Here is an 18802-nt window from a genome sequence, read left to right on the forward strand (position 1 = left end):
GATTTTTTACATAATAACTATCGACTCTTTTTTGAAAAAAGTACTATACATTACCTATGATGGCCTCACTGACCCCTTAGGTCAATCGCAGATTTTGCCTTACTTGCGACATTTGTCTCAGCAAGGCTATCAGTTTACCATCTTGAGCTTTGAGAAAAAGGCCCGGTATCAAAAAGAAGGTGCATTGATCAAATCAATAACTGAAAGTTATGGAATCAATTGGGCACCTCTTTTCTTTACGGCCAATCCTCCCATACTCTCCAAAATGTATGACCGGCATCAAATGTGGCAAACGGTGCTTTCATTACATAAAAAGCACAAGTTCGATTTAACGCACTGCCGGAGTTATATAGCCGCAGAAATGGGCTTGCGTTTGAAACAACGGTTTGGTGTGAAGTTTTTATTTGACATGCGGGGTTTCTGGGCTGATGAAAAAGTAGACAACGGGCAGTGGAATCTTAAGAAACCTTTGTATAAGTACATTTACCAACACTATAAAAAGAAAGAAGCTGAGTTTTTACTAAAGGCAGATGGTATCGTATCATTGACCCAGGCTGGTAAGGAGTATATACTTGGTCAGAAAGCATACCGGAATCTATCTATATCAGTTATTCCCTGTTGCGCTGATTTGCAGCATTTTAATTACCAGGCAGTGTCAGAAGAGGAGGTGAACAAGCAAAAAGCGCATTTAGGTATTCCGGCTCAGGCTAAGGTGATCACTTATTTGGGATCTGTAGGAGGGTGGTATATGACAAAGGAAATGTTTGATTTCTTTGCCTTACTGTCTGCAAAGTATCCGGAGTATGTAATGCTGGTACTTACAAAAGATGATCCGGAAATTGTAAAACAAGAAGCAGAAAGAAGTGGCGTTTTGCCAGAAAAGCTTTTTGTAACTTATTCTACCCGGCAACAATTGCCAGCCTATTTAGGAATGTGTGAAAGCAGTGTATTCTTTATCCGCCCCACTTTTTCTAAAAAGGCATCTTCTCCTACCAAGCATGCCGAATTGATGGGTATGGGCATTCCTGTTGTTTGTAACGATATTGGCGATACCGGAAATATCATTCACGCCACCCAAACAGGTATTTTAATAAACAAATTTGATCGTGAAGAGTTGGTCAATGGTGTTGAACAATACGAACGTCTTCAGGAAGTGAGTAAAGCCACTATACGAGCCAGCGCACAACAGCTGTTTGATTTAGAGGCAGGGTCAGAAAAATACCTACAATTGTATCGAACTATATTGGAAAACCCAAAGGCTCCAACTAATTATAGCTAATGCCAGAAAAGAAACGCGTTTTATTTTTAGTGCCCTATCCCTTACATCGGGCGCCCTCTCAACGATTTCGAGTGGAGTTATTTTTGCCTATACTGAAACAACAGGGTGTTAATTACCGGCTTAGGCCATTTATGGACGAAGCCACATGGGAGGTGCTTTATAAATCGGGTTCTCCACTGCAAAAAGTATGGGGGGTTGTGAAAGGCTTTATTAAAAGGATAAAGGATGTTGTATTTATAGTGCCACAATACGATTATATTTTTATTCACCGCGAAGCCACTCCTATTGGCCCTCCTATAGTAGAATTTATTGTCAGTAAGCTATGGCGTAAGAAAATTATTTATGATTTTGACGACGCCATTTGGATTCCTAATACAACACAAGAGAATAAAATAGTTAATTGGGTAAAGGCCTTTTGGAAAGTAAAGTATATCTGCAAATGGTCTTACAAGGTTGTAGGAGGAAATGACTACTTATGCCAATTTGCAAAGCAATACAACAAGAATGTTGTTCTTATTCCTACATGCGTAGATACAGTAAATCAACATAATCAATTAAAAGAACAGCAGACCGAAAGGGTTGTAATTGGGTGGACAGGTAGCCATTCTACAATGAAGTTCTTAGATGAGATAATAGAAGTATTATCCAGGATAACGGAAGAATTTAATGTTGATATACTCATCATTTCAAATAAAGCACCACAGTTCACAATAAAGAACTTACGCTTTATCCCTTGGCAGGAAGCTACAGAGGTTGAAGATCTGCTGCAAATGAACATAGGGGTAATGCCATTAGAGGCAGATCCATGGTGTGAAGGCAAGTGTGGATTTAAATTGATTCAATACATGGCATTGGGTATACCAGCTGTAGCAAGTCCCATTGGTGTAAATAAGCAAATTATCGATGAGGGGCAAAATGGATTTCTCTGTAACACAAAAGAAGAATGGTATAACACAATCGCCCTCTTAATTCAGGATGTAGAAAAAAGACGCTTATTAGGGACAAAAGGACAAGCAAAAATTAAGGCACAATTCAGTATTCAGGCTAATGCCGGGGCTTTCGTTGACCTTTTCAATTGAGGTATAGGATTTCTTTGAGCTAGCTTATCATAATTTAAAATGATCATTAAAAAGGCGCCATAAAAGGGTAAACAAGGAATTTTATAACGCGAAAGAGAACCGAAGTTATAAGATGATATGCCCACCGCAAACGCAAAGATTAGTGAGAAGATAAGGCAGAATAAGAGATTAGGGTCTTTGGCTATTAGTTTAAAAGTATTTAATACTCCTCTCTTCCGGAAAGCTTTAAATGTAAAGTAAGCGAATAGTACAGCTTCTATGGCTGAAAGAAATACAATCACCTTTCGTGCTTCCCAAGGAAAGGGACGGAACAAGGTTACCACAACAGCTTGGGGAAACTTCTTTATCATACCACCTATACTGGGATCAAACTCTCCTAAATCATAAGCAGAACCTTCATCTCGCCCTGATACATAATAGATCCATTGGCGAGTAGTTTCTGCTGTTTTAGCAATGTTGTCCAAAGAATATCGTTGCAGCTCTTGGGCAAATAGCCGGGTAAAGAAAAGAAAGCCCACAATGGCAATCCCAATAAAAGCAATCCTGGTAAGGAAACGTAAAGCCGTTGATTGTATCCTGGAAGAATAGATGGTTAGTAGCCAAATAGAAAGGGCGGGCATAAAGCCAAGAAGAATGTAGATTTTGATCAAAAAGATGGAAAAGAAACTAAGGATCAAAAGCGTTACATTTTTGACTGAAAAATCTGCGTAAATAAAAATTCTAAAAGTGGTATATGTTAGCCAGCCTAAGCCAAACATACATACGGTGTCTTTGAATATCGCCGATCCCCACACAAAGGTGCTGGGAATAAAAAGGAAGGCTATGGCTAGCTCTTTATAGATCTTAGGGTATAAATTGGCAAAGGTTCTATACATGGCCCAAACACCTGTAAAAGAGAAAAAGGCAAAGAAGAGGGCTATGGGCAAATAAGTAGTGCCGGTAAACAAGCCAAAAACAGCTGCTATGGCTGCAACTGAATAAGAGGCAGGATCTCTATACCATTCCATTTGAGAGACGTAGGGATAAAGTTCTGGATTGGTTTCAACTGATTGTCTTGTTATCAATTTAAACCAGGTGGTAAATGAATCCTGTAAAGAAGAATTAATGATCTTGGTATGCGTAAAGTAATTAAATGTATCTCCGCCGCCATAGTAGTATTGATAGACCAGTGCAATAAAGATGGCTCCGCCAAATTTTACATACAATCCTTTCATGAAATATTCCCGTAATGGATGGCCCAAGGGATAACGCTTATCGCGCATCCGCTTGGCAATGGCTGTTAGTATCAGAAAGTAAATTGGTGTAAGTAGGAAGTCCCAGATAGTTAAATACTGCACAGGCTTGATTTCTTCAAAGGCGAAAATAACGTTTTCGTGCCGCTGATATTTGATTTTACTTTCTTTCATTCCCTTATTTTCGCTATCCTTAACAAAATGCCCAGAGTTTTACGCATATTAAATCGACTGGCCGTAGGCGGCCCCGTGCTGAATGCAACGTACCTGACAAAGTACCTGGCTCCTGAATTTGAAACCATTTTGGTGGTTGGAGAGCGGGAAAGTCATGAAAAAAGTGCTGATCATCTTACTGAAGCTTTAGGGATTGAATGTGTGACCATTGAAGGAATGGGTCGGTCAATTAACCCCACTTCTGACTATGTGGCCTATCAAAAGCTCAAGAAGCTAATAAAGGACTATAAGCCGGATATCGTACATACCCATGCCGCTAAGCCCGGCGCTATCGGGCGATTGGCAGCTTCGGCGGTCAAGGTGCCAGTAATTGTACATACCTTTCATGGCCACGTATTCCATTCTTACTTTAATTCCTTAAAGTCTAACTTCTTTATCCAGACAGAGCGATTCTTAGCCCGAAAGAGTGATGCTATTATTGCCATTAGTAATCAGCAGCATAAAGAGCTAACCGAAGAGTTCCGGATAGCGCCTAAGGAAAAGTTTCGTGTTATACCGCTAGGCCTGGATCTGGACAAATTTCAAACCAACCAGGAAGAAAAACGAAAACAGTTCCGTAAAGCCTTTGGTTTGGCTGATGATGAAATTGCTATTGGTATTATCGGTCGCCTGGTGCCGGTTAAGAATCATATCCTTTTCTTGCATGCGCTCAAGCATCTATTGAATAATACATCCAAAAAGGTAAAGGCATTTATTATTGGTGATGGAGAAACCCGCCATTCCTTAGAAACGCTGGCAAAGCAACTTGGGATTGCCTACAGTACTGAAAAAGATACCAATCACGTTAATTCATTAGTATTTACATCCTGGCGGAGCGATGTAGATTACATTATGGCAGGTGTGGATATTGTTACTTTAACTTCTTTTAATGAAGGTACCCCCGTAAGTTTGATAGAAGCACAGGCTGCCAATAAACCCATTGTCTCTACTCGAGTAGGAGGAATCAGTGATATTTTGCTTGAGGGTGAAACCGGCCTGCTAGCCGATGTGCAAGATGAGGCTACCTTTGCGCAGCACTTGTTACAGTTGGTAAACGACGATGCACTCCGTTTACGCCTAGGTGCTAACAGTCGCGCGCATGTAATGCAGCGATTTAGTTACCAGCGACTGATGCGCGATATGTCGGCGCTTTACAATGAACTGCTTGAAAAGAAAAAGGGATAGATATGTTTTTCTGGAAAAAGAAAACTGAGCCGGTTGATCTTTCTTGGTTAGGTGTGGATATGCATTCGCATCTAATTCCTGGTATTGACGACGGCTCTCCGGATATGGCCAGCAGTATTGCGCTTATTAAAGATTTGCAGCAATTGGGCTATCGCAAGCTTATCACCACACCTCATATTTTATCCGGACTTTATCCTAACACGCCTGAAATAATTCAAAGTGGCCTTGCTGAAGTGAAACAGGAGCTTGCTGCCCAGAAGATCAATATTGATATACATGCCGCCGCTGAATACTTTATCGACGAACAGTTTCAGGAACAGCTTAGTGAAAAAATACCTTTATTAACACTTAAAGACAACTTAGTGTTGGTAGAGTTCTCTATGATTACTGCTCCTTTGGATCTGCAGGACGTACTGTTTGAAATGCAGCTACAGCACTACCAGCCCATCATTGCACACCCGGAGCGTTATGTATACCTGCGCAGCCGGCTGGAGTTTTTTGAAGAATTGAAGCACGCTGGCGCGCACCTACAGCTGAATTTGCTTTCGCTAACCGGGCACTATGGCGTACATGTGCGGGAATTAGCGGAATACTTACTTAAGAATGGCCTATATGACTATGCGGGAACTGACTTACATGGGCCCCGCCATATTGAAAAATTAAAAACCCTTTCCTCTTCTCCATTATATTCCATTTTAAAAGACGCCAATCTTAAAAATACCAGCCTGTAACCGCAGATCGGTAGATTTTAGAATAGATAGATAGTGCATGAAGTTCAGAGAATAACACAATGTGGTTTAGTGTTCTTTATGCTTCCTAGCGCTTTCCCATCTTTGTAGTTTCCTCTCCTTAAATTTTAATCATTTGCCTCTTATTTATCAACAAATAAACCTGTGAACCGGTAAGCTGCAAATTTTCCTACTCATCTTCATTAATCTATAAATCCTAGTTCTCTCAACTTTTTTTTATTTTGTTTGTCATTATTAGCTGATGGGATTTACAATTAAAGAATTGGAGACATTGTCGGGTATCAAAGCCCACACCATTCGTATTTGGGAGCAACGTTACCATTTTTTAAAGCCTACGCGTACTTCTACCAACATACGCACCTATAGTAATGAGGAGCTCAAAACCATCCTTACAGTTGCCCTACTCAACAAACATGGATATAAGATCTCCCGTATTGATACCATGCCGCCCGAGCAGCGCAACAAGGAAGTGATTAATTTATCTTCTGAAGAAGCGCAGAATGAATATTTAGTGAATGAGCTGATTAGTGCAATGATAGATCTGGATATTTATGGGTATGAAACACTCTTGAATGATTGTATTCAACGGGTGGGCATTGAAGCCACTATTAAAACCATCATTTTCTCGTTTTTGGAAAAGATTGGAATTCTTTGGCAAACAGGCCATATCAACCCGGCTCATGAACATATTGTTTCTAACATAATTCGTCAGAAGCTGGTGGTAGCTATTGAAGGATTGCCATTCCCTGAGCAGCAAAAGCCATTGTTGCTATTGTTGTTACCAGAAGATGAGCATCATGAGTTAGGGCTTTTGTTCGTTTATTACCTGCTCAAGCAAAGAGGTTTGCCGGTTATCTATTTAGGCGCCAATGTGCCCTTAAAAGATGCGCAATATGTAATTAGTCTAAAACAGCCAGATCATATATATCTTCATTTAACGTCATCTCCTTCAAAGGCCAGTTTCCAAAAATACCTGAAAGGCCTAGCGGCTTCCAATTCGTCTAGTAAAGTAGTGCTTTCTGGCCATATTGCCGAGAGTTTTCCAGGCATAAATGGGCAGTTACTACCGCTGCATACGTTGTCTCAAGCTATTACTTATATATCTTCTCTGTAATGACTGCCTGATAGTGTCTTTATTCTTGCGTTTAGCTGATATAAAGGGTGGCAAACCACGTATGGCTACCTAATTCCTCTCGGTCATATTGTTGTACTAATCTTTATTAATACATCTAAATCATTCTATTAAGCCGTATATAAGCCGTCTCTTTATAGGGGCAGCTTATAGGCGGTTTATATACGGCTTATATACAGGTTATATACGGGATATTGCTGAAAAATGAGATGAGTATAGGGGATTTACAAGCCTGCTGCCTTTTCTAATTTTCTTGTATCAAGCCTTATTTATAGGTAGCCTGTATGCTCATTTTCTAAGAATAACTAAGGACTGAATAATAGTTGAGCCAATGCTATGATGGCTTTTTTGTTTAAATAAATATTTTATTTGTTAAACAAAACTGTTTAACTTTATCTTGTAAAATGTTAAACAATATGAGTACGCAGGAGTTTAATACCATAGTGGTAGCTAATGCAGACGGGCTAAAACCCTTTGCCATTACCCTGACGAGGGACCATGAAGCGGCGCAGGATCTGTACCAGGAAACACTGTTTAAAGCCATTGCTCATAAAGACAAATACCAACCGGGTACTAATATCAGGGCTTGGCTTTGTACAATCATGCGTAATATTTTTATTAATGATTATCGCCGCAATGAGCGTAAACATCAAATCATTGATACTTTACGATATGTAGAACACCAAAACAGCTATTCATTAAATGCAGAGAGAAACGTAAGATTAAAGGAAATCCATTCTGCTATTCACAACTTACCTATTATCTTTAAAAACGCTTGTGTTTTATACCTGCAAGGGTATAAGTATAATGAGATCGCATTGGCCTTGGATGAGCCTTTGGGAACTATTAAAAGCCGGATTCATTTTGCCCGTAAACTATTACAGAAACAAGTAGATCGTTGAGTAAAAAAGTTACCATAATAGGGGCTGGGTTTGCCGGCTTGTCCGCTGCTGCATTTATGGCCAAAGAAGGCTGGCAAGTAACTGTTATTGAAAAGAACGCTACAGCTGGAGGTCGCGCACGCCAATTAAAAGCAGAGGGCTTCACATTTGATATGGGGCCAAGTTGGTACTGGATGCCCGATGTATTTGAACGCTATTTTCAACAGTTTGGTAAACGAGTAAGGGATTATTATACACTTACTCGTTTAGATCCTTCCTATCGTGTGTATTGGCCCAATAGTCAAACAGATATTCCCGCAAACTATGAATCTTTAAAAGCATGGTTTGATTCTATAGAAAAGGGAAGTGGTGTGCAGCTGGACACTTATTTAAAAGAAGCTGCTCATAAATACAGTATTGGTATACAGCAATTAGTATATAAACCAGGTCAATCACTTTCTGAGTTTATGGATTGGGAAGTTATTAAAAATGTATTTCGCCTGGATGTGTTCACTTCTATAAAGCGGCATATAGCTAAATATTTTAAGCATCCCAAACTGCAACAACTCATGGAGTTTCCTGTATTGTTTTTAGGAGCGTTGCCAAAGGATACACCCGCTTTGTATAGCTTGATGAATTATGCTGATATTAAAGGTGGTACCTGGTATCCGGAAGGAGGAATGTATTCCATAGTTAGCGCCATGCAGCGCTTAGCAGAAGAGTTGGGTGTTTGTTTTCAGTTTAACGAAGAAGCCAAAGAAATTGTTATTGAAAAAGGAAAGGCAAAGAGGTTGGTAACGGATAAGGATAGTTATAATACTGATGTAATCATTAGCGGTGCCGATTACCATTTTACCGAAAGTCAACTCCTGACTGCCCCATACAGAAGTTATACAGAAGCCTATTGGAATAAAAAAGTATTAGCTCCCTCTTGTTTAATCTACTATGTAGGGTTAAATAAAAAACTGCCTGGCGTGTTGCATCATAATCTCTTTTTTGATGTACCTTTTGAACAACATGCTGGCCAGATTTATACAAATAAGCAGTGGCCTACTGAACCTTTGTTTTATTTAAGTGTTACTTCAAAAACAGATGGTCGAGTAGCACCTGCTGAAGGAGAGAATTTGTTTATTCTTATTCCCATTGCCGCTGGTTTAGAAGGTGATACAGAAACTATTCGTGAGCATTATTTCCATCAGGTATTGACACGTATTGAAAAGAGAACTGGGCAATCTTTGCATAACCATATTATTTATAAGAAAAGCTATTCCGTATCTGATTTTAAAAATGATTATCACTCGTTCAAGGGCAATGCCTATGGACTAGCCAATACCCTTTTGCAAACCGCCATTTTAAAACCATCCTGCCAGAGTAAAAAGGTGAAGAACCTTTTTTATACCGGTCAATTTACTGTGCCTGGTCCTGGTGTGCCGCCAAGCCTTATTAGTGGTGAGGTGGTATCGAAACAAGTTATTAAACTGTTCAAAGAAAGATGATATGACGGTGGAAACCTTTAACCAAGCCAGCTATGATTGCAGTAAGGCCATTACTATCAAGTATAGCACTTCTTTTTCTTCGGCTATCAAACTATTACATGCCGATTTGAGAACACCTATATTTAATATTTATGCTTTTGTACGCTTGGCCGATGAAATAGTAGATACATTCCACCAACACGATAAAGCTTTGTTGTTGCAGCAATGTAAACAAGAAACTTTCGCTTCTATTGAAAGAGGGCTTAGTCTAAATCCGATTTTGCATGCTTTCCAGCAAACTGTAAATCACTATAAGATTGATTTAAACTTGGTTCAGGCCTTTTTTAAAAGCATGGAAAGCGACCTAAAAGAAAATGCTTATGATCGGCAAGGATATGAAGAATACATTTACGGTTCAGCAGAGGTGGTAGGACTGATGTGCTTACACGTTTTCTGTGAAGGTAACCATAACTTGTATAACAAGCTGAGGATGCCTGCACAAGCATTGGGCGCTGCGTTTCAAAAGGTTAATTTTCTTCGCGATATTAAAGCTGATTACCAGGATCTTTCTCGCATGTATTTTCCCGGCTGTAACTTTCATAATTTTACCAACGTTGAAAAGTTGCAGATAGAAGCGGATATTGAAAAAGACTTTCAGCAAGCTTATCAAGGTATACTACAGCTACCTATTAAAGCCCGCTTTGGGGTGTATGTGGCATTTAAGTATTATTATTCGCTTTTTAGAAAGATTAAAAGCACCGCACCAGCACATATTTTGCAGAAACGTATTCGTATTGCTAATTATCACAAAGCCTATATTGTGCTAAGGGCTAGTGTAAAAAACCGGTTGCGCCTTATTTAGGATGGAGAAAAATAATGTCATACTAGTAGATGAGCAAGACCAGCCGATTGGTACCATGGAAAAGATGGAAGCGCACAGGCTTGGTGTGTTACACCGTGCCTTTAGTGTATTCATCTTTGATAAGAATGGGCGTATGCTGCTACAACAACGGGCTGCACAAAAGTATCATGGTGGACTGCTGTGGAGCAATACCTGTTGCAGCCATCCTTATCCTGACGAAGCTACTACTGCAGCTGCACACCGTCGGCTAACCGAAGAGTTGGGATTTGATACGGCTTTGACAGAGATCTTTTCATTTACTTATAAAGCGGAAGTGGAGAATCATTTGATTGAGCACGAGTTTGATCATGTGTTTGCGGGAGAATATGAAGGAGATGTAAAGATCAATCCGGATGAAGTAGCCGATTATTGTTATACGTCTATGAATGAAATACAAGCGGCTCTACAATCGAAGCCAGCTAAGTTTACTTCCTGGTTTCGCATTGTGTTTCCACAAATAGAAGCATGGTGGCAACAACATTACGCTCAACCCAAACCAAAAGAAATAGTGTAGCATGGTAGCAATCTATTTTATAGGAGTTTTAGTGGGTACATTTTTATTAATGGAGGGCGTTACCTGGTTAACCCACAAGTATGTCATGCATGGTTTTTTGTGGTATCTCCATCGCGATCACCATCAAAAAGAACCAGGTTTTTTTGAAAAGAACGATTGGTTCTTTGTCATTTTTGCTATACCCAGTATGCTGCTGATTTTGTTTGGTACTTTACACCAGTCCTGGTGGATGCAGGCTATAGGTTTTGGTATTATGGCGTATGGAGCAGCCTACTTCTTGGTGCATGATGTAATAATACATCAACGGTTTAAGTGGTTTACACGCAGCCGTAATACCTATGTGCGTGCTATTCGCTGGGCACACAAGATGCATCACAAACATTTGGATAAGCAGGAGGGCGAGAGTTTTGGTATGCTTTACGTGCATAAAAAATATTGGGAAAAAGTGCGTAAGGATAGACAACTAGGTGGCAAGAAAGTATCTTATGCTCCTGATGTGGACTGAAGTGGTTGTTTTCACTCTTATCAACTTAAATTACTAATACCGGTTATTAATTTTTGTCTTCTTGAATTCATCTGAATCATACGATTATATAATTGCTGGTGCTGGCTGTGCAGGGTTGAGCCTGGCAGTGCATCTGATTCAATCTAGAAAGTTTACTGATAAAAAGATCTTGCTTGTAGATCAGCAGACTAAAAACCGGAATGATCGCACTTGGTGTTTTTGGGAGAAAGGAACAGGACTTTTCGAATCGATTGTTTACAAGAAGTGGCAGCAGTTGACCTTTCATGCTGAGGAATGTAGTAAGACATTGGATATCGCTCCCTATACGTATAAGCTGATCCGTGGTATTGACTTTTATAATTATTGCTTACAGCAAATAAAGTCGCATCCTAATTTCAAATATCTGCAAGCGCCAATTGAAAGCGTTTTTAGTGATGAAAAAGGGGCAGGTATACTGGTTGGTGACAAATTAATAAGAAGTCAATTTGTATTTAACAGCATCTTATTTACTAAGCCGCAGTTGTCAGCCAGGCAGTGTTGGCTGTTGCAACATTTTAAAGGTTGGTATATTAAAACCGAGCAGCCAGTCTTTAATTCAGCTATAGGCACGTTAATGGATTTTAGGACCTCACAGGAACAAGGGGCTACCTTTTTTTATGTACTGCCTTTTTCACCTACAGAAGCCTTAGTAGAATACACGTTATTTTCTGATAAGCTGTTAGAATCGCAAATTTATGATGCAGCCTTGCGGCAATACATTTCTATTAAAGTAGGCATTACGGATTATCAAATAATAGAAGCAGAGTATGGTGTAATACCTATGACTAATTATAAGTTCTCTAAAAGACAAGGAAACATTGTTAACATAGGAACTGCCGGTGGACAAACAAAAGCATCCAGCGGATACACCTTCCAGTTTATTCAGAAAAAGAGTAGGGCGCTAGTAGATAGTTTAATACAGTATGGGCATCCCTTTAATGCGCCATCTGATAGCTCTCGTTTTCATTTTTACGACAGTGTGTTATTAAACATTCTGCATAAGCGGACACTGCAGGGAGCAGCTATTTTTACAGAATTATTTAAGAAGAACAAAGCAAGTAAAGTGTTTGCTTTTTTAGATAATGAAACTACACTTGCGGATGAGTTGAAGATCATCAGTACATTACCTACATTACCTTTTACCAAGGCGGCTTTACAGCATCTAGCATTTTAATTGTGTTGATTGACTACTTGTACAATCGTATTGGCGGGCATGACCCCCGATTGCCGCCATTTCATCTGCCCTTTTTTAAATAAAATAAGAGTTGGCACTCCTTGAATTTGATAGTGCTGTGCTACAGCAGGGTTCTTGTCAATATCTACTTTTAGAATAGTAACGGCATCTCCCAATTGTTCTTTTGCCTGCTTTAATATAGGGGCCATCATTTTACAAGGGCCGCACCATTCGGCAAAGAAGTCTACCAAAACCGGTTTGTCAGCATTTATAATTTCACCAAAGCTTGCCATTGTTTTTCATTTAATCAATCAGATAGTGTACCAGAGTCAATAACATTACAAATCTACACTACTGGTATAATTATTTTCATGTTGGCCATATGCGTCGGTTTTCTCTTTCTCATTCTGTGCAGGTGCTCTTATTCAGTATTCTTTTGATAGTAGCCTTGTACTATGGTAGAGCTTTTTTAGTGCCCCTGGTATTTGCCGGTATTTTATCCATGTTATTGTTGCCGGTAACAGAGAGGCTGGAGCAATATCATTTTCCTAAAGCATTGGCTATAGTATGTGCGGATCTATTGGTGGTAGCAGTAGTAGCTGGGATCATTGGCTTAATAAGTTGGCAAATTACTGACTTAGCCAATAATGCCGCAGAGCTGGAATCAAACATTACACAAAAAGTAGAACAGTTAAAACAGTTTATTGCTACTTCGTTAGGCGTATCTGCAGAAGAGCAGCAGCAAATGCTGAAAAAGCAACAAGATGCAACTTCAAGTATCGGGCAAAATATAGCAGGTGTTTTTTCTTTTTTGGGAAGTATACTTACCGACTTCCTTTTAGTGCTGATTTATATATTTCTGTTTTTGTATTACCGTAATCACCTTTACTCTTTTGTACTAAAACTGGTGGAAAAGGAAAAGCAAGAACAGGCCAGGGATGTAATGGAACAAATTGAAAAAACATCCCGGAATTACTTTTCTGGATTGATAATGATGATTGGGTGTTTGTGGATTATGTATGGAATTGGTTTTTCAATAGTAGGCGCTAAGAGTCCTATCTTCTTTGCTATCCTTTGTGGTATACTGGAGTTAGTACCATTTGTAGGAAACCTTGCCGGTACTACGCTTGCTGTTTTAATGAATGTTGCTCAAGGCAGTGATACTAGTGTTTTAATAGGAATAGTAGTAACCTATGCGGTCGTTCAGTTTTTACAGAGTTACATATTAGAGCCGCTGGTTGTAGGCGATAAAGTACGTATTAACCCACTGTTTACAATTGGAGGTATCGTTGCGGGTGAATTAATATGGGGTATTCCTGGAATGATAATGGCCATTCCTTTACTGGGCATGACAAAGATTATATGTGATCATATTGAATCACTACAGCCTTATGGTTTTTTAATTGGGGCTGAGGAAAAAAGGAAAAAGAAGGACATAAAAAATCCCCTCACAAAGAGGGGATAAAGCGTTTCAGGCGTAAATATGTTTAAAACATAAATCTTGGCTCAGTTTTCGGACGGGCACGCCTGCCGGACTTTTTCAAAGGATTGGATAAATATGTTTTCTAGAGTTGGATTTTGGTTGGTTGTTTAAAGGATTGGATTTTAAAGATGGGGCTATTTTTCCCCCAAGAGAAATGTCTTATAAGTCTATTTGAGAGAGTACTGAATCAATTTAAGTCAAAATAGGTAAATATACTTATGCCTTTGGTTTGTGCTACTTTAACACCCCTCACTGACAGCTTAGGTATGATTTTTCATCTATATAATACTGTGATAAACGTTACGTGTATGCATGTATTTTCTACAGTGTTGTTTGTAAACGGAAACCCAGTTGGCTATAAAGTATTTAAGCAGGAAAACCGACTGGTATTGAATCCTGCCGAAAATCCTAGTCGGGAAATTCTTCCTCCTGCCATTTCTGCCCGTAACGAGGGCGGGGAATGGTTGGTAGAAGGTACAAGTGACCGCGATTTAATAGCGCAGGTTATTGAAGATGTAACTTTAAACGAAGGCCGTTTACCTACAGCCTTGTTGAGCGCTGCCCCTTAATAATTTAAATGAAAAGCCCGCTACATATGTAGCGGGCTTTTCATTTAAATTATGTGCGGTTCTACGCTGTTTTACTGGGCTTTAATAGCTATTTGGTTGTCGCGGTATAATATCATTTGGGGTTTGCCGCGATGGAGTTCTATTTTTCCTGCAACTTGTACTTCTTGACCTTTATAGGCTTCTTCTGGGGCATTTTTGAAATTAGAGCGGTCTTTTCCCCAAACTACTAAGGTTAATAACTGATTAGGAAAATCGCCTCCAACATTTAAAAAGGTAGGTGCGTCTTCAGACTTTGACAAAAAGCGGCTGCCAAACACTTTTCCGCGGACAATTACACTATCTCCAATATGGTTAGAAAGCTCTTCGAGTTTAATAGTTTGCTGTGCAGATGCGGTGTAAGCGCCTATGGTCAGCAATACAACAGTTAGCAAATTTTTCATGGGGGACGAGGTTTCTCCAAAGATAAAAATTGCAACGGTTAATCCTAGGGGTTATAAATAATAAAGGCCGGATAGAAATCCAGCCTCGTGTAAAATCCAATATCCTATGAAAAACCGAGATAAAAATAAGGTAAATCTCTTAGCGTGTCAACCGTATTTCTACGCTATTTGATAATAAATTTTGAGTTTCTGATTTATTACATTCAAGTACAGGCGTTTTTACTAGAGAAAGTAATGAAAGAGAATGTGTTAGAAAAGTAGTGGCCTCGTCAGGAATCGAACCTGAATCTGGAGCTTCGGAAACTCTTATACTATCCATTGTACTACGAGGCCGGGTAAATTAGCTAGTGTGATGATTATGATTAGCTAATTGGCTGATTATTTAATTAAGCCGTGGGCATTAGTGGCAAAGATCTTTACCGCAATGGCGAGCAAAACTACGCCAAAAAATTTACGTACAGCAATCATTCCTGCAGGTCCCAGCAACCGTTCAATAATACGTAAGGATTTCAGTACAATATAGACGATGATCAGGTTTATTAAAATGGCCAATAATACCGTTGTTTGTTCATAGTTAGCCTTTAAGGAGATGATGGTAGTAAGGGTACCGGAGCCAGCAATTAGTGGAAAAGCTATGGGTACAACTGTCGCAGCTCTCACTTCTGGATCGCTTTTAAAAAACTCCATGCCCAATACCATTTCAAGCCCCAAAATAAAGATCACAATTGAACCGCCTACCGCAAACGAGCGCACATCCAGGCCTAATAAATTCAAAAAGGGTTCACCAATGAATAAGAATAAAATCATTAGGCCACCAGAGATCAATGTAGCTCTTAACTCATTAATGCCACCCAGCTTTGTTTTCAGCGAGATAAGCACTGGTACAGAACCAATGATATCGATGATGGCAAAAAGGGTAAAGGATACGGTAATGAGTTGCTTGATGTCTATGGCCATGGGTTAAGTTTCATCAAAAATAGGATATACCAAAGTTTGTTTAATACGAAGCTGGACGGTGTTGTTCTTTTGGTCTATCTGGATTGTGTAAAATAGTATGTCGAAATTGTTCGTTGGTTCCATGCACCTTTATTACACAACCATAACTAAAAGAAAACTGGCCAAAAGAGTCCCTTAATTTCACTTCATTAATATAGGCCAGGAGGCTGCGGATGACGCCACCATGCGCTACTATAGCCAGTGAAGAGTATTTCTGAACAACTTCTTCAAAGAAAGATGCAACCCGCTGGTACAGCTGCACATAGCTTTCTCCACCTGGTATCTGTACATTTATAAAGTCTGCCATCCAAGGATCCAGTTGTTGTTTATCAATCACATCCCAAGGCTGTAATTCCCATTCACCGCAATGGATTTCTTTTATACGGTCATCGTATTGAATGGTATGGCTGGGAAATAGATATTGAGCCAGTTTGCTACAACGCTGAAGTGGACTACTTATCACCTTTTCAATGAGTGGTGATAAGTAAGGCTTAATACAGGCGGCCTCCTGATCAAAGCTGTCTGTAACATCCAGATCCGCCTGCCCATAACAGGTGCCTTTATCTATCTGAGGTGTTGTATGTCGTATCAGGTAAATCTCCATAGTTTGGTGAGAGGCAAATAGCAAACCAAGTTAACTAAAGTATAAAACTGATGAACTATACATTGAAAACAAAAAACATTTTATAAAAAGAAGGGGAGCGATTCGCTCCCTTTCTAACGTTTAGAAATTAAACCGGAAACCTCCGTAGCCATTAAAGCCGGGGGCATTGTATCCATAAATTTCATTGTAATGCACATCGCCAAGATTGCGCAGGTCTGCAAAGATCTTTAAGCGGTTCTTCAGCAAAGCATATTCTGCATAGAAGTTGATCAATAGGTAATTGTCAAGCGTTAATTCTTTCTGCTCATATGTAGGCGGAGGGAAAGTAACGTCTTTGTTTTTGCCGATAGCATTTGCCTGTGCACTGATATACAGGGCTTTTGTTAATTGGCTACCCCAAGAGATGTTTAACTGACTCTGTGGACGGCGATACAGGTTAAAATAGGTAGTGTCTTTAGTTGCAGCTTTTGTATGTACTTCGCCATCTACATATGAGTACATTACTTTAGCCTGTAGTTGTTCAATAATCTTCCACTTAGCTTCCAGCTCAAAACCATGATCTTTTTGTTTGTCCTGGTTTATGTATTGCGATTGCATAGTAGCACTGTTAAAGCCAAAGTTGATCACATCATTGATGGTTCGGTTAAAGTATGTAGCTCTGACATTCGCTTTTTCATCTTTAGTAAAGAACTGTAAGCCGCCTTCCCATGTAATAGAGTTTTCTGGATCAAGGTATCTATTACCATAATTGGAGAACAATTGGTATAAGCCGGGCGTTTTATAACCAGATGAAAGATTAGCAAATACTTTCCATTGTTCATGTATCAAATAAGAAGGGTTAAGGTTAAAAGCAAAGTGACTACCGTATTCAGAGTGATGATTGAATCGGCCACCGCCTTCTAGATTGAACCCGTTTCCAGAATTAAAGTTCAACGAAGCATAAGCACCTAATTGATTATGATGTACACTATCGCTGCTTAAGTTTGGCACCCATACAGAACCTGATATTTGATCTGTATTAGAGCTACGGAAATCTATACCACTTGTTAGTGTTAGTTTGTTAAATGGAATAACGGCAAAGGCTTCTGCATAATGCTCATTGGCCTTATAGGAAGAGGCCGTAGTAGGTTGCTGATAGCCACGGTCTACCTTGTTATAGTTATAAAGCACATTTAATTTGGAGGCCCCCAGTTTCAATTCATTGCGGACACCAGCTTGCAGGTTTTCTACTGTATAGAAATAGTTCTCGCCATCGGTAAAGCCGCCGGCATCGTAACCACCTTTGTTCTTAGAATAGCGGACATAAGGTTTTACAACAAGTATGCTATTGGCTTGTATACGAAGGTTAGCCTGAAAAGCGTGCTGCTTCAAACCGTCTTTATCAAAGGTTTTTGTTGCTGATGTTGGCTGTTCTGCTTCAGAGATGCCATCTGTGTTAGAATAGCTGTAGCCTATTGAATAATCAAATTGTTTCTGCTTGCCATTCAAGCCAACATTAGCATGCAATGTGTTGAAGCTTCCATAATTGAAAGCACCATAGCCACCGAAAGGCTTTGTGCCACTTTTGCGTGTGATGATGTTGATCACACCGGCAATGGCATCGCTTCCATAGAGTGTGCTTTGGCTGCCTTTCAATATCTCTACACGTTCTACCTGGTCAATGGAGATCTGGCGGATGTCGAAGTTGCTGCCAATACCAGATGCATCATAAACAGGTACACCATCAATAGTGATAAGGGTGTGCTCTACACGGCCACCGCGGACATAAATACTTTTATCTTTAGCAGCGTTGCTATTGGCGCCATTAATGTAAATGCCGCCTTGTTCTGTAATCAGTTGTGATAGGTCGCGACCGCCTGCACGCTCAATGTCCTGACGGCTGATAATTGTAACTACTTTACCTGTCAAAGATGTTTTGTTAGGGTACTTGTTAGCGGTTACTACTACTTCGTTTAAAGTGTGCCCAGTGGTGTCGGCTTGGGCCATGAGTTGGCTGCTGGTAATTAATGCAGCCACAGCAAAAACTTTTCTCATTACGGTTAAAATTCTTTGTGACTGCTTTCGGAAAAGAATAAGGTAGAAGTGTAAAGCGCTGTTGCAGCCTGACATTTCCTGCTTTTCACCCGAAAGCGTAAATGGTTTTATGGAAAGTGGCAGGTCTTCTGGCTTGCTCCGTTGTTGCTCGTCTTCCCATCTGCCAGAAGCAGACAGTGACATTGTAGTACAACAACTCTAAAGGAGTTTACAGCTACGGGGATAGCGCCGGAATTACACCGGACTTCCCTTTTAATGATTCGCCTGAGGCGGATCAACCAATTTCTGGGCGCAAATGTATAGGTAAGAACGTGATGA

Annotated in this window: 19 protein-coding genes, 1 tRNA gene and 1 riboswitch; of the genes, 13 read left to right on the plus strand and 7 right to left on the minus strand. The window is 39.8% G+C overall.

Features of this window, described 5'->3' with window-relative positions; all coding sequences use genetic code 11:
- Nucleotides 1–31 precede the first annotated feature (31 nt).
- Complete coding sequence (locus tag SY85_RS20295; protein ID WP_066406967.1) at nucleotides 32–1279, plus strand: glycosyltransferase; 1248 nt, start codon at nucleotides 32–34, stop codon at nucleotides 1277–1279.
- Complete coding sequence (locus SY85_RS20300) at nucleotides 1279–2358, plus strand: glycosyltransferase family 4 protein (RefSeq protein WP_066406968.1); 1080 nt, start codon at nucleotides 1279–1281, stop codon at nucleotides 2356–2358. The genes SY85_RS20295 and SY85_RS20300 overlap by 1 nt, the downstream gene beginning before the upstream one ends.
- Here SY85_RS20300 and SY85_RS20305 read toward each other — a convergent pair.
- Complete coding sequence (locus SY85_RS20305; protein ID WP_066406969.1) at nucleotides 2319–3764, minus strand: hypothetical protein; 1446 nt, start codon at nucleotides 3762–3764, stop codon at nucleotides 2319–2321. The genes SY85_RS20300 and SY85_RS20305 overlap by 40 nt on opposite strands.
- Nucleotides 3765–3791: 27 nt before the next feature.
- Here SY85_RS20305 and SY85_RS20310 point away from each other — a divergent pair, with 27 nt between their 5' ends.
- The 9 genes from SY85_RS20310 to SY85_RS20350 all read left to right on the plus strand — a co-directional run bounded on the left by SY85_RS20310 (nucleotide 3792) and on the right by SY85_RS20350 (nucleotide 12358).
- The gene (locus SY85_RS20310; protein WP_066406972.1) at nucleotides 3792–4988 is read left to right on the plus strand and encodes a glycosyltransferase; all 1197 of its coding nucleotides are present in this window, start codon (nucleotides 3792–3794) and stop codon (nucleotides 4986–4988) included.
- A 2-nt stretch (nucleotides 4989–4990) separates the two neighbouring features.
- Nucleotides 4991–5719 (plus strand): tyrosine-protein phosphatase, encoded by a 729-nt coding sequence (locus SY85_RS20315; RefSeq protein ID WP_066406973.1) that lies wholly within the window; start codon nucleotides 4991–4993, stop codon nucleotides 5717–5719.
- A gap of 259 nt (nucleotides 5720–5978) precedes the next feature.
- A complete protein-coding gene (locus SY85_RS20320) occupies nucleotides 5979–6851 on the plus strand; it encodes a MerR family transcriptional regulator (RefSeq protein ID WP_066406974.1) in 873 nt (290 codons plus the stop codon).
- Between the two features lie 422 nt (nucleotides 6852–7273).
- Entirely contained in the window at nucleotides 7274–7771 is a 498-nt protein-coding gene (locus SY85_RS20325) for an RNA polymerase sigma factor (RefSeq protein ID WP_226998915.1), read from the plus strand.
- The gene (locus SY85_RS20330; RefSeq protein WP_066406975.1) at nucleotides 7768–9246 is read left to right on the plus strand and encodes a phytoene desaturase family protein; all 1479 of its coding nucleotides are present in this window, start codon (nucleotides 7768–7770) and stop codon (nucleotides 9244–9246) included. Before SY85_RS20325 ends, SY85_RS20330 begins: the two co-directional genes overlap by 4 nt.
- A 1-nt stretch (nucleotide 9247) precedes the next feature.
- Complete coding sequence (locus SY85_RS20335) at nucleotides 9248–10087, plus strand: phytoene/squalene synthase family protein (RefSeq protein WP_066406977.1); 840 nt, start codon at nucleotides 9248–9250, stop codon at nucleotides 10085–10087.
- A 1-nt stretch (nucleotide 10088) separates the two neighbouring features.
- On the plus strand, nucleotides 10089–10640 hold the full coding sequence (gene idi / locus SY85_RS20340) for an isopentenyl-diphosphate Delta-isomerase (protein WP_066406979.1): 552 nt from the start codon (nucleotides 10089–10091) through the stop codon (nucleotides 10638–10640).
- Between the two features lies 1 nt (nucleotide 10641).
- Entirely contained in the window at nucleotides 10642–11145 is a 504-nt protein-coding gene (locus tag SY85_RS20345) for a sterol desaturase family protein (protein ID WP_066406984.1), read from the plus strand.
- A 61-nt stretch (nucleotides 11146–11206) separates the two neighbouring features.
- The gene (locus tag SY85_RS20350) at nucleotides 11207–12358 is read left to right on the plus strand and encodes a lycopene cyclase family protein (RefSeq protein WP_066406985.1); all 1152 of its coding nucleotides are present in this window, start codon (nucleotides 11207–11209) and stop codon (nucleotides 12356–12358) included.
- Here the strand turns inward: SY85_RS20350 and trxA are convergent.
- Nucleotides 12355–12651, minus strand: a complete 297-nt coding sequence (gene trxA, locus SY85_RS20355; protein ID WP_066406986.1) for a thioredoxin — start codon at nucleotides 12649–12651, stop codon at nucleotides 12355–12357. The genes SY85_RS20350 and trxA overlap by 4 nt on opposite strands.
- Nucleotides 12652–12740: 89 nt before the next feature.
- On the opposite strand from trxA, the gene SY85_RS20360 reads away from it, so the two are divergent.
- Nucleotides 12741–13823, plus strand: coding sequence for an AI-2E family transporter (locus SY85_RS20360; RefSeq protein ID WP_066406987.1), 1083 nt, complete (start codon nucleotides 12741–12743; stop codon nucleotides 13821–13823).
- A gap of 326 nt (nucleotides 13824–14149) precedes the next feature.
- A complete protein-coding gene (locus SY85_RS20365; RefSeq protein WP_066406995.1) occupies nucleotides 14150–14410 on the plus strand; it encodes a hypothetical protein in 261 nt (86 codons plus the stop codon).
- Nucleotides 14411–14481: 71 nt separating this feature from the next.
- Here SY85_RS20365 and SY85_RS20370 read toward each other — a convergent pair whose 3' ends face one another.
- The 5 genes from SY85_RS20370 to SY85_RS20390 all read right to left on the minus strand — a co-directional run bounded on the left by SY85_RS20370 (nucleotide 14482) and on the right by SY85_RS20390 (nucleotide 18484).
- Entirely contained in the window at nucleotides 14482–14850 is a 369-nt protein-coding gene (locus SY85_RS20370; RefSeq protein ID WP_066407003.1) for a hypothetical protein, read from the minus strand.
- 261 nt (nucleotides 14851–15111) lie between these two features.
- Nucleotides 15112–15183: transfer RNA gene (locus SY85_RS20375), tRNA-Arg, on the minus strand.
- Nucleotides 15184–15228: 45 nt separating this feature from the next.
- Nucleotides 15229–15807: a MarC family protein gene (locus SY85_RS20380; protein ID WP_066407010.1), complete on the minus strand. Its 579-nt coding sequence runs from the start codon at nucleotides 15805–15807 to the stop codon at nucleotides 15229–15231.
- A 40-nt stretch (nucleotides 15808–15847) separates the two neighbouring features.
- Nucleotides 15848–16450 carry an alpha-ribazole phosphatase gene (gene cobC, locus SY85_RS20385; protein WP_066407013.1) on the minus strand — a complete coding sequence of 201 codons (603 nt, stop codon included), beginning with the start codon at nucleotides 16448–16450 and terminating at the stop codon, nucleotides 15848–15850.
- 120 nt (nucleotides 16451–16570) lie between these two features.
- Nucleotides 16571–18484, minus strand: coding sequence for a TonB-dependent receptor plug domain-containing protein (locus tag SY85_RS20390; RefSeq protein ID WP_158513012.1), 1914 nt, complete (start codon nucleotides 18482–18484; stop codon nucleotides 16571–16573).
- 101 nt (nucleotides 18485–18585) lie between these two features.
- Nucleotides 18586–18782: riboswitch (cobalamin riboswitch) on the minus strand.
- Nucleotides 18783–18802: the final 20 nt, after the last annotated feature.

Origin of the sequence: Flavisolibacter tropicus (assembly GCF_001644645.1) — a bacterium.
Classification (GTDB): Bacteria; Bacteroidota; Bacteroidia; order Chitinophagales; family Chitinophagaceae; genus Flavisolibacter; species Flavisolibacter tropicus.

Excerpts from the sequence above, each read along its gene's own strand:
- SY85_RS20300 (WP_066406968.1), top strand. The coding sequence starts at position 1,279 with ATGCCAGAAAAGAAACGCGTTTTATTTTTAGTGCCCTATCCCTTACAT.
- SY85_RS20305 (WP_066406969.1), bottom strand. The coding sequence starts at position 3,764 with ATGAAAGAAAGTAAAATCAAATATCAGCGGCACGAAAACGTTATTTTC.
- SY85_RS20310 (WP_066406972.1), top strand. The coding sequence starts at position 3,792 with ATGCCCAGAGTTTTACGCATATTAAATCGACTGGCCGTAGGCGGCCCC.
- SY85_RS20315 (WP_066406973.1), top strand. The coding sequence starts at position 4,991 with ATGTTTTTCTGGAAAAAGAAAACTGAGCCGGTTGATCTTTCTTGGTTA.
- SY85_RS20320 (WP_066406974.1), top strand. The coding sequence starts at position 5,979 with ATGGGATTTACAATTAAAGAATTGGAGACATTGTCGGGTATCAAAGCC.
- SY85_RS20325 (WP_226998915.1), top strand. The coding sequence starts at position 7,274 with ATGTTAAACAATATGAGTACGCAGGAGTTTAATACCATAGTGGTAGCT.
- SY85_RS20335 (WP_066406977.1), top strand. The coding sequence starts at position 9,248 with ATGACGGTGGAAACCTTTAACCAAGCCAGCTATGATTGCAGTAAGGCC.
- idi (WP_066406979.1), top strand. The coding sequence starts at position 10,089 with ATGGAGAAAAATAATGTCATACTAGTAGATGAGCAAGACCAGCCGATT.
- SY85_RS20345 (WP_066406984.1), top strand. The coding sequence starts at position 10,642 with ATGGTAGCAATCTATTTTATAGGAGTTTTAGTGGGTACATTTTTATTA.
- trxA (WP_066406986.1), bottom strand. The coding sequence starts at position 12,651 with ATGGCAAGCTTTGGTGAAATTATAAATGCTGACAAACCGGTTTTGGTA.
- SY85_RS20360 (WP_066406987.1), top strand. The coding sequence starts at position 12,741 with ATGCGTCGGTTTTCTCTTTCTCATTCTGTGCAGGTGCTCTTATTCAGT.
- SY85_RS20365 (WP_066406995.1), top strand. The coding sequence starts at position 14,150 with ATGCATGTATTTTCTACAGTGTTGTTTGTAAACGGAAACCCAGTTGGC.
- SY85_RS20370 (WP_066407003.1), bottom strand. The coding sequence starts at position 14,850 with ATGAAAAATTTGCTAACTGTTGTATTGCTGACCATAGGCGCTTACACC.
- SY85_RS20380 (WP_066407010.1), bottom strand. The coding sequence starts at position 15,807 with ATGGCCATAGACATCAAGCAACTCATTACCGTATCCTTTACCCTTTTT.
- cobC (WP_066407013.1), bottom strand. The coding sequence starts at position 16,450 with ATGGAGATTTACCTGATACGACATACAACACCTCAGATAGATAAAGGC.
- SY85_RS20390 (WP_158513012.1), bottom strand. The coding sequence starts at position 18,484 with ATGAGAAAAGTTTTTGCTGTGGCTGCATTAATTACCAGCAGCCAACTC.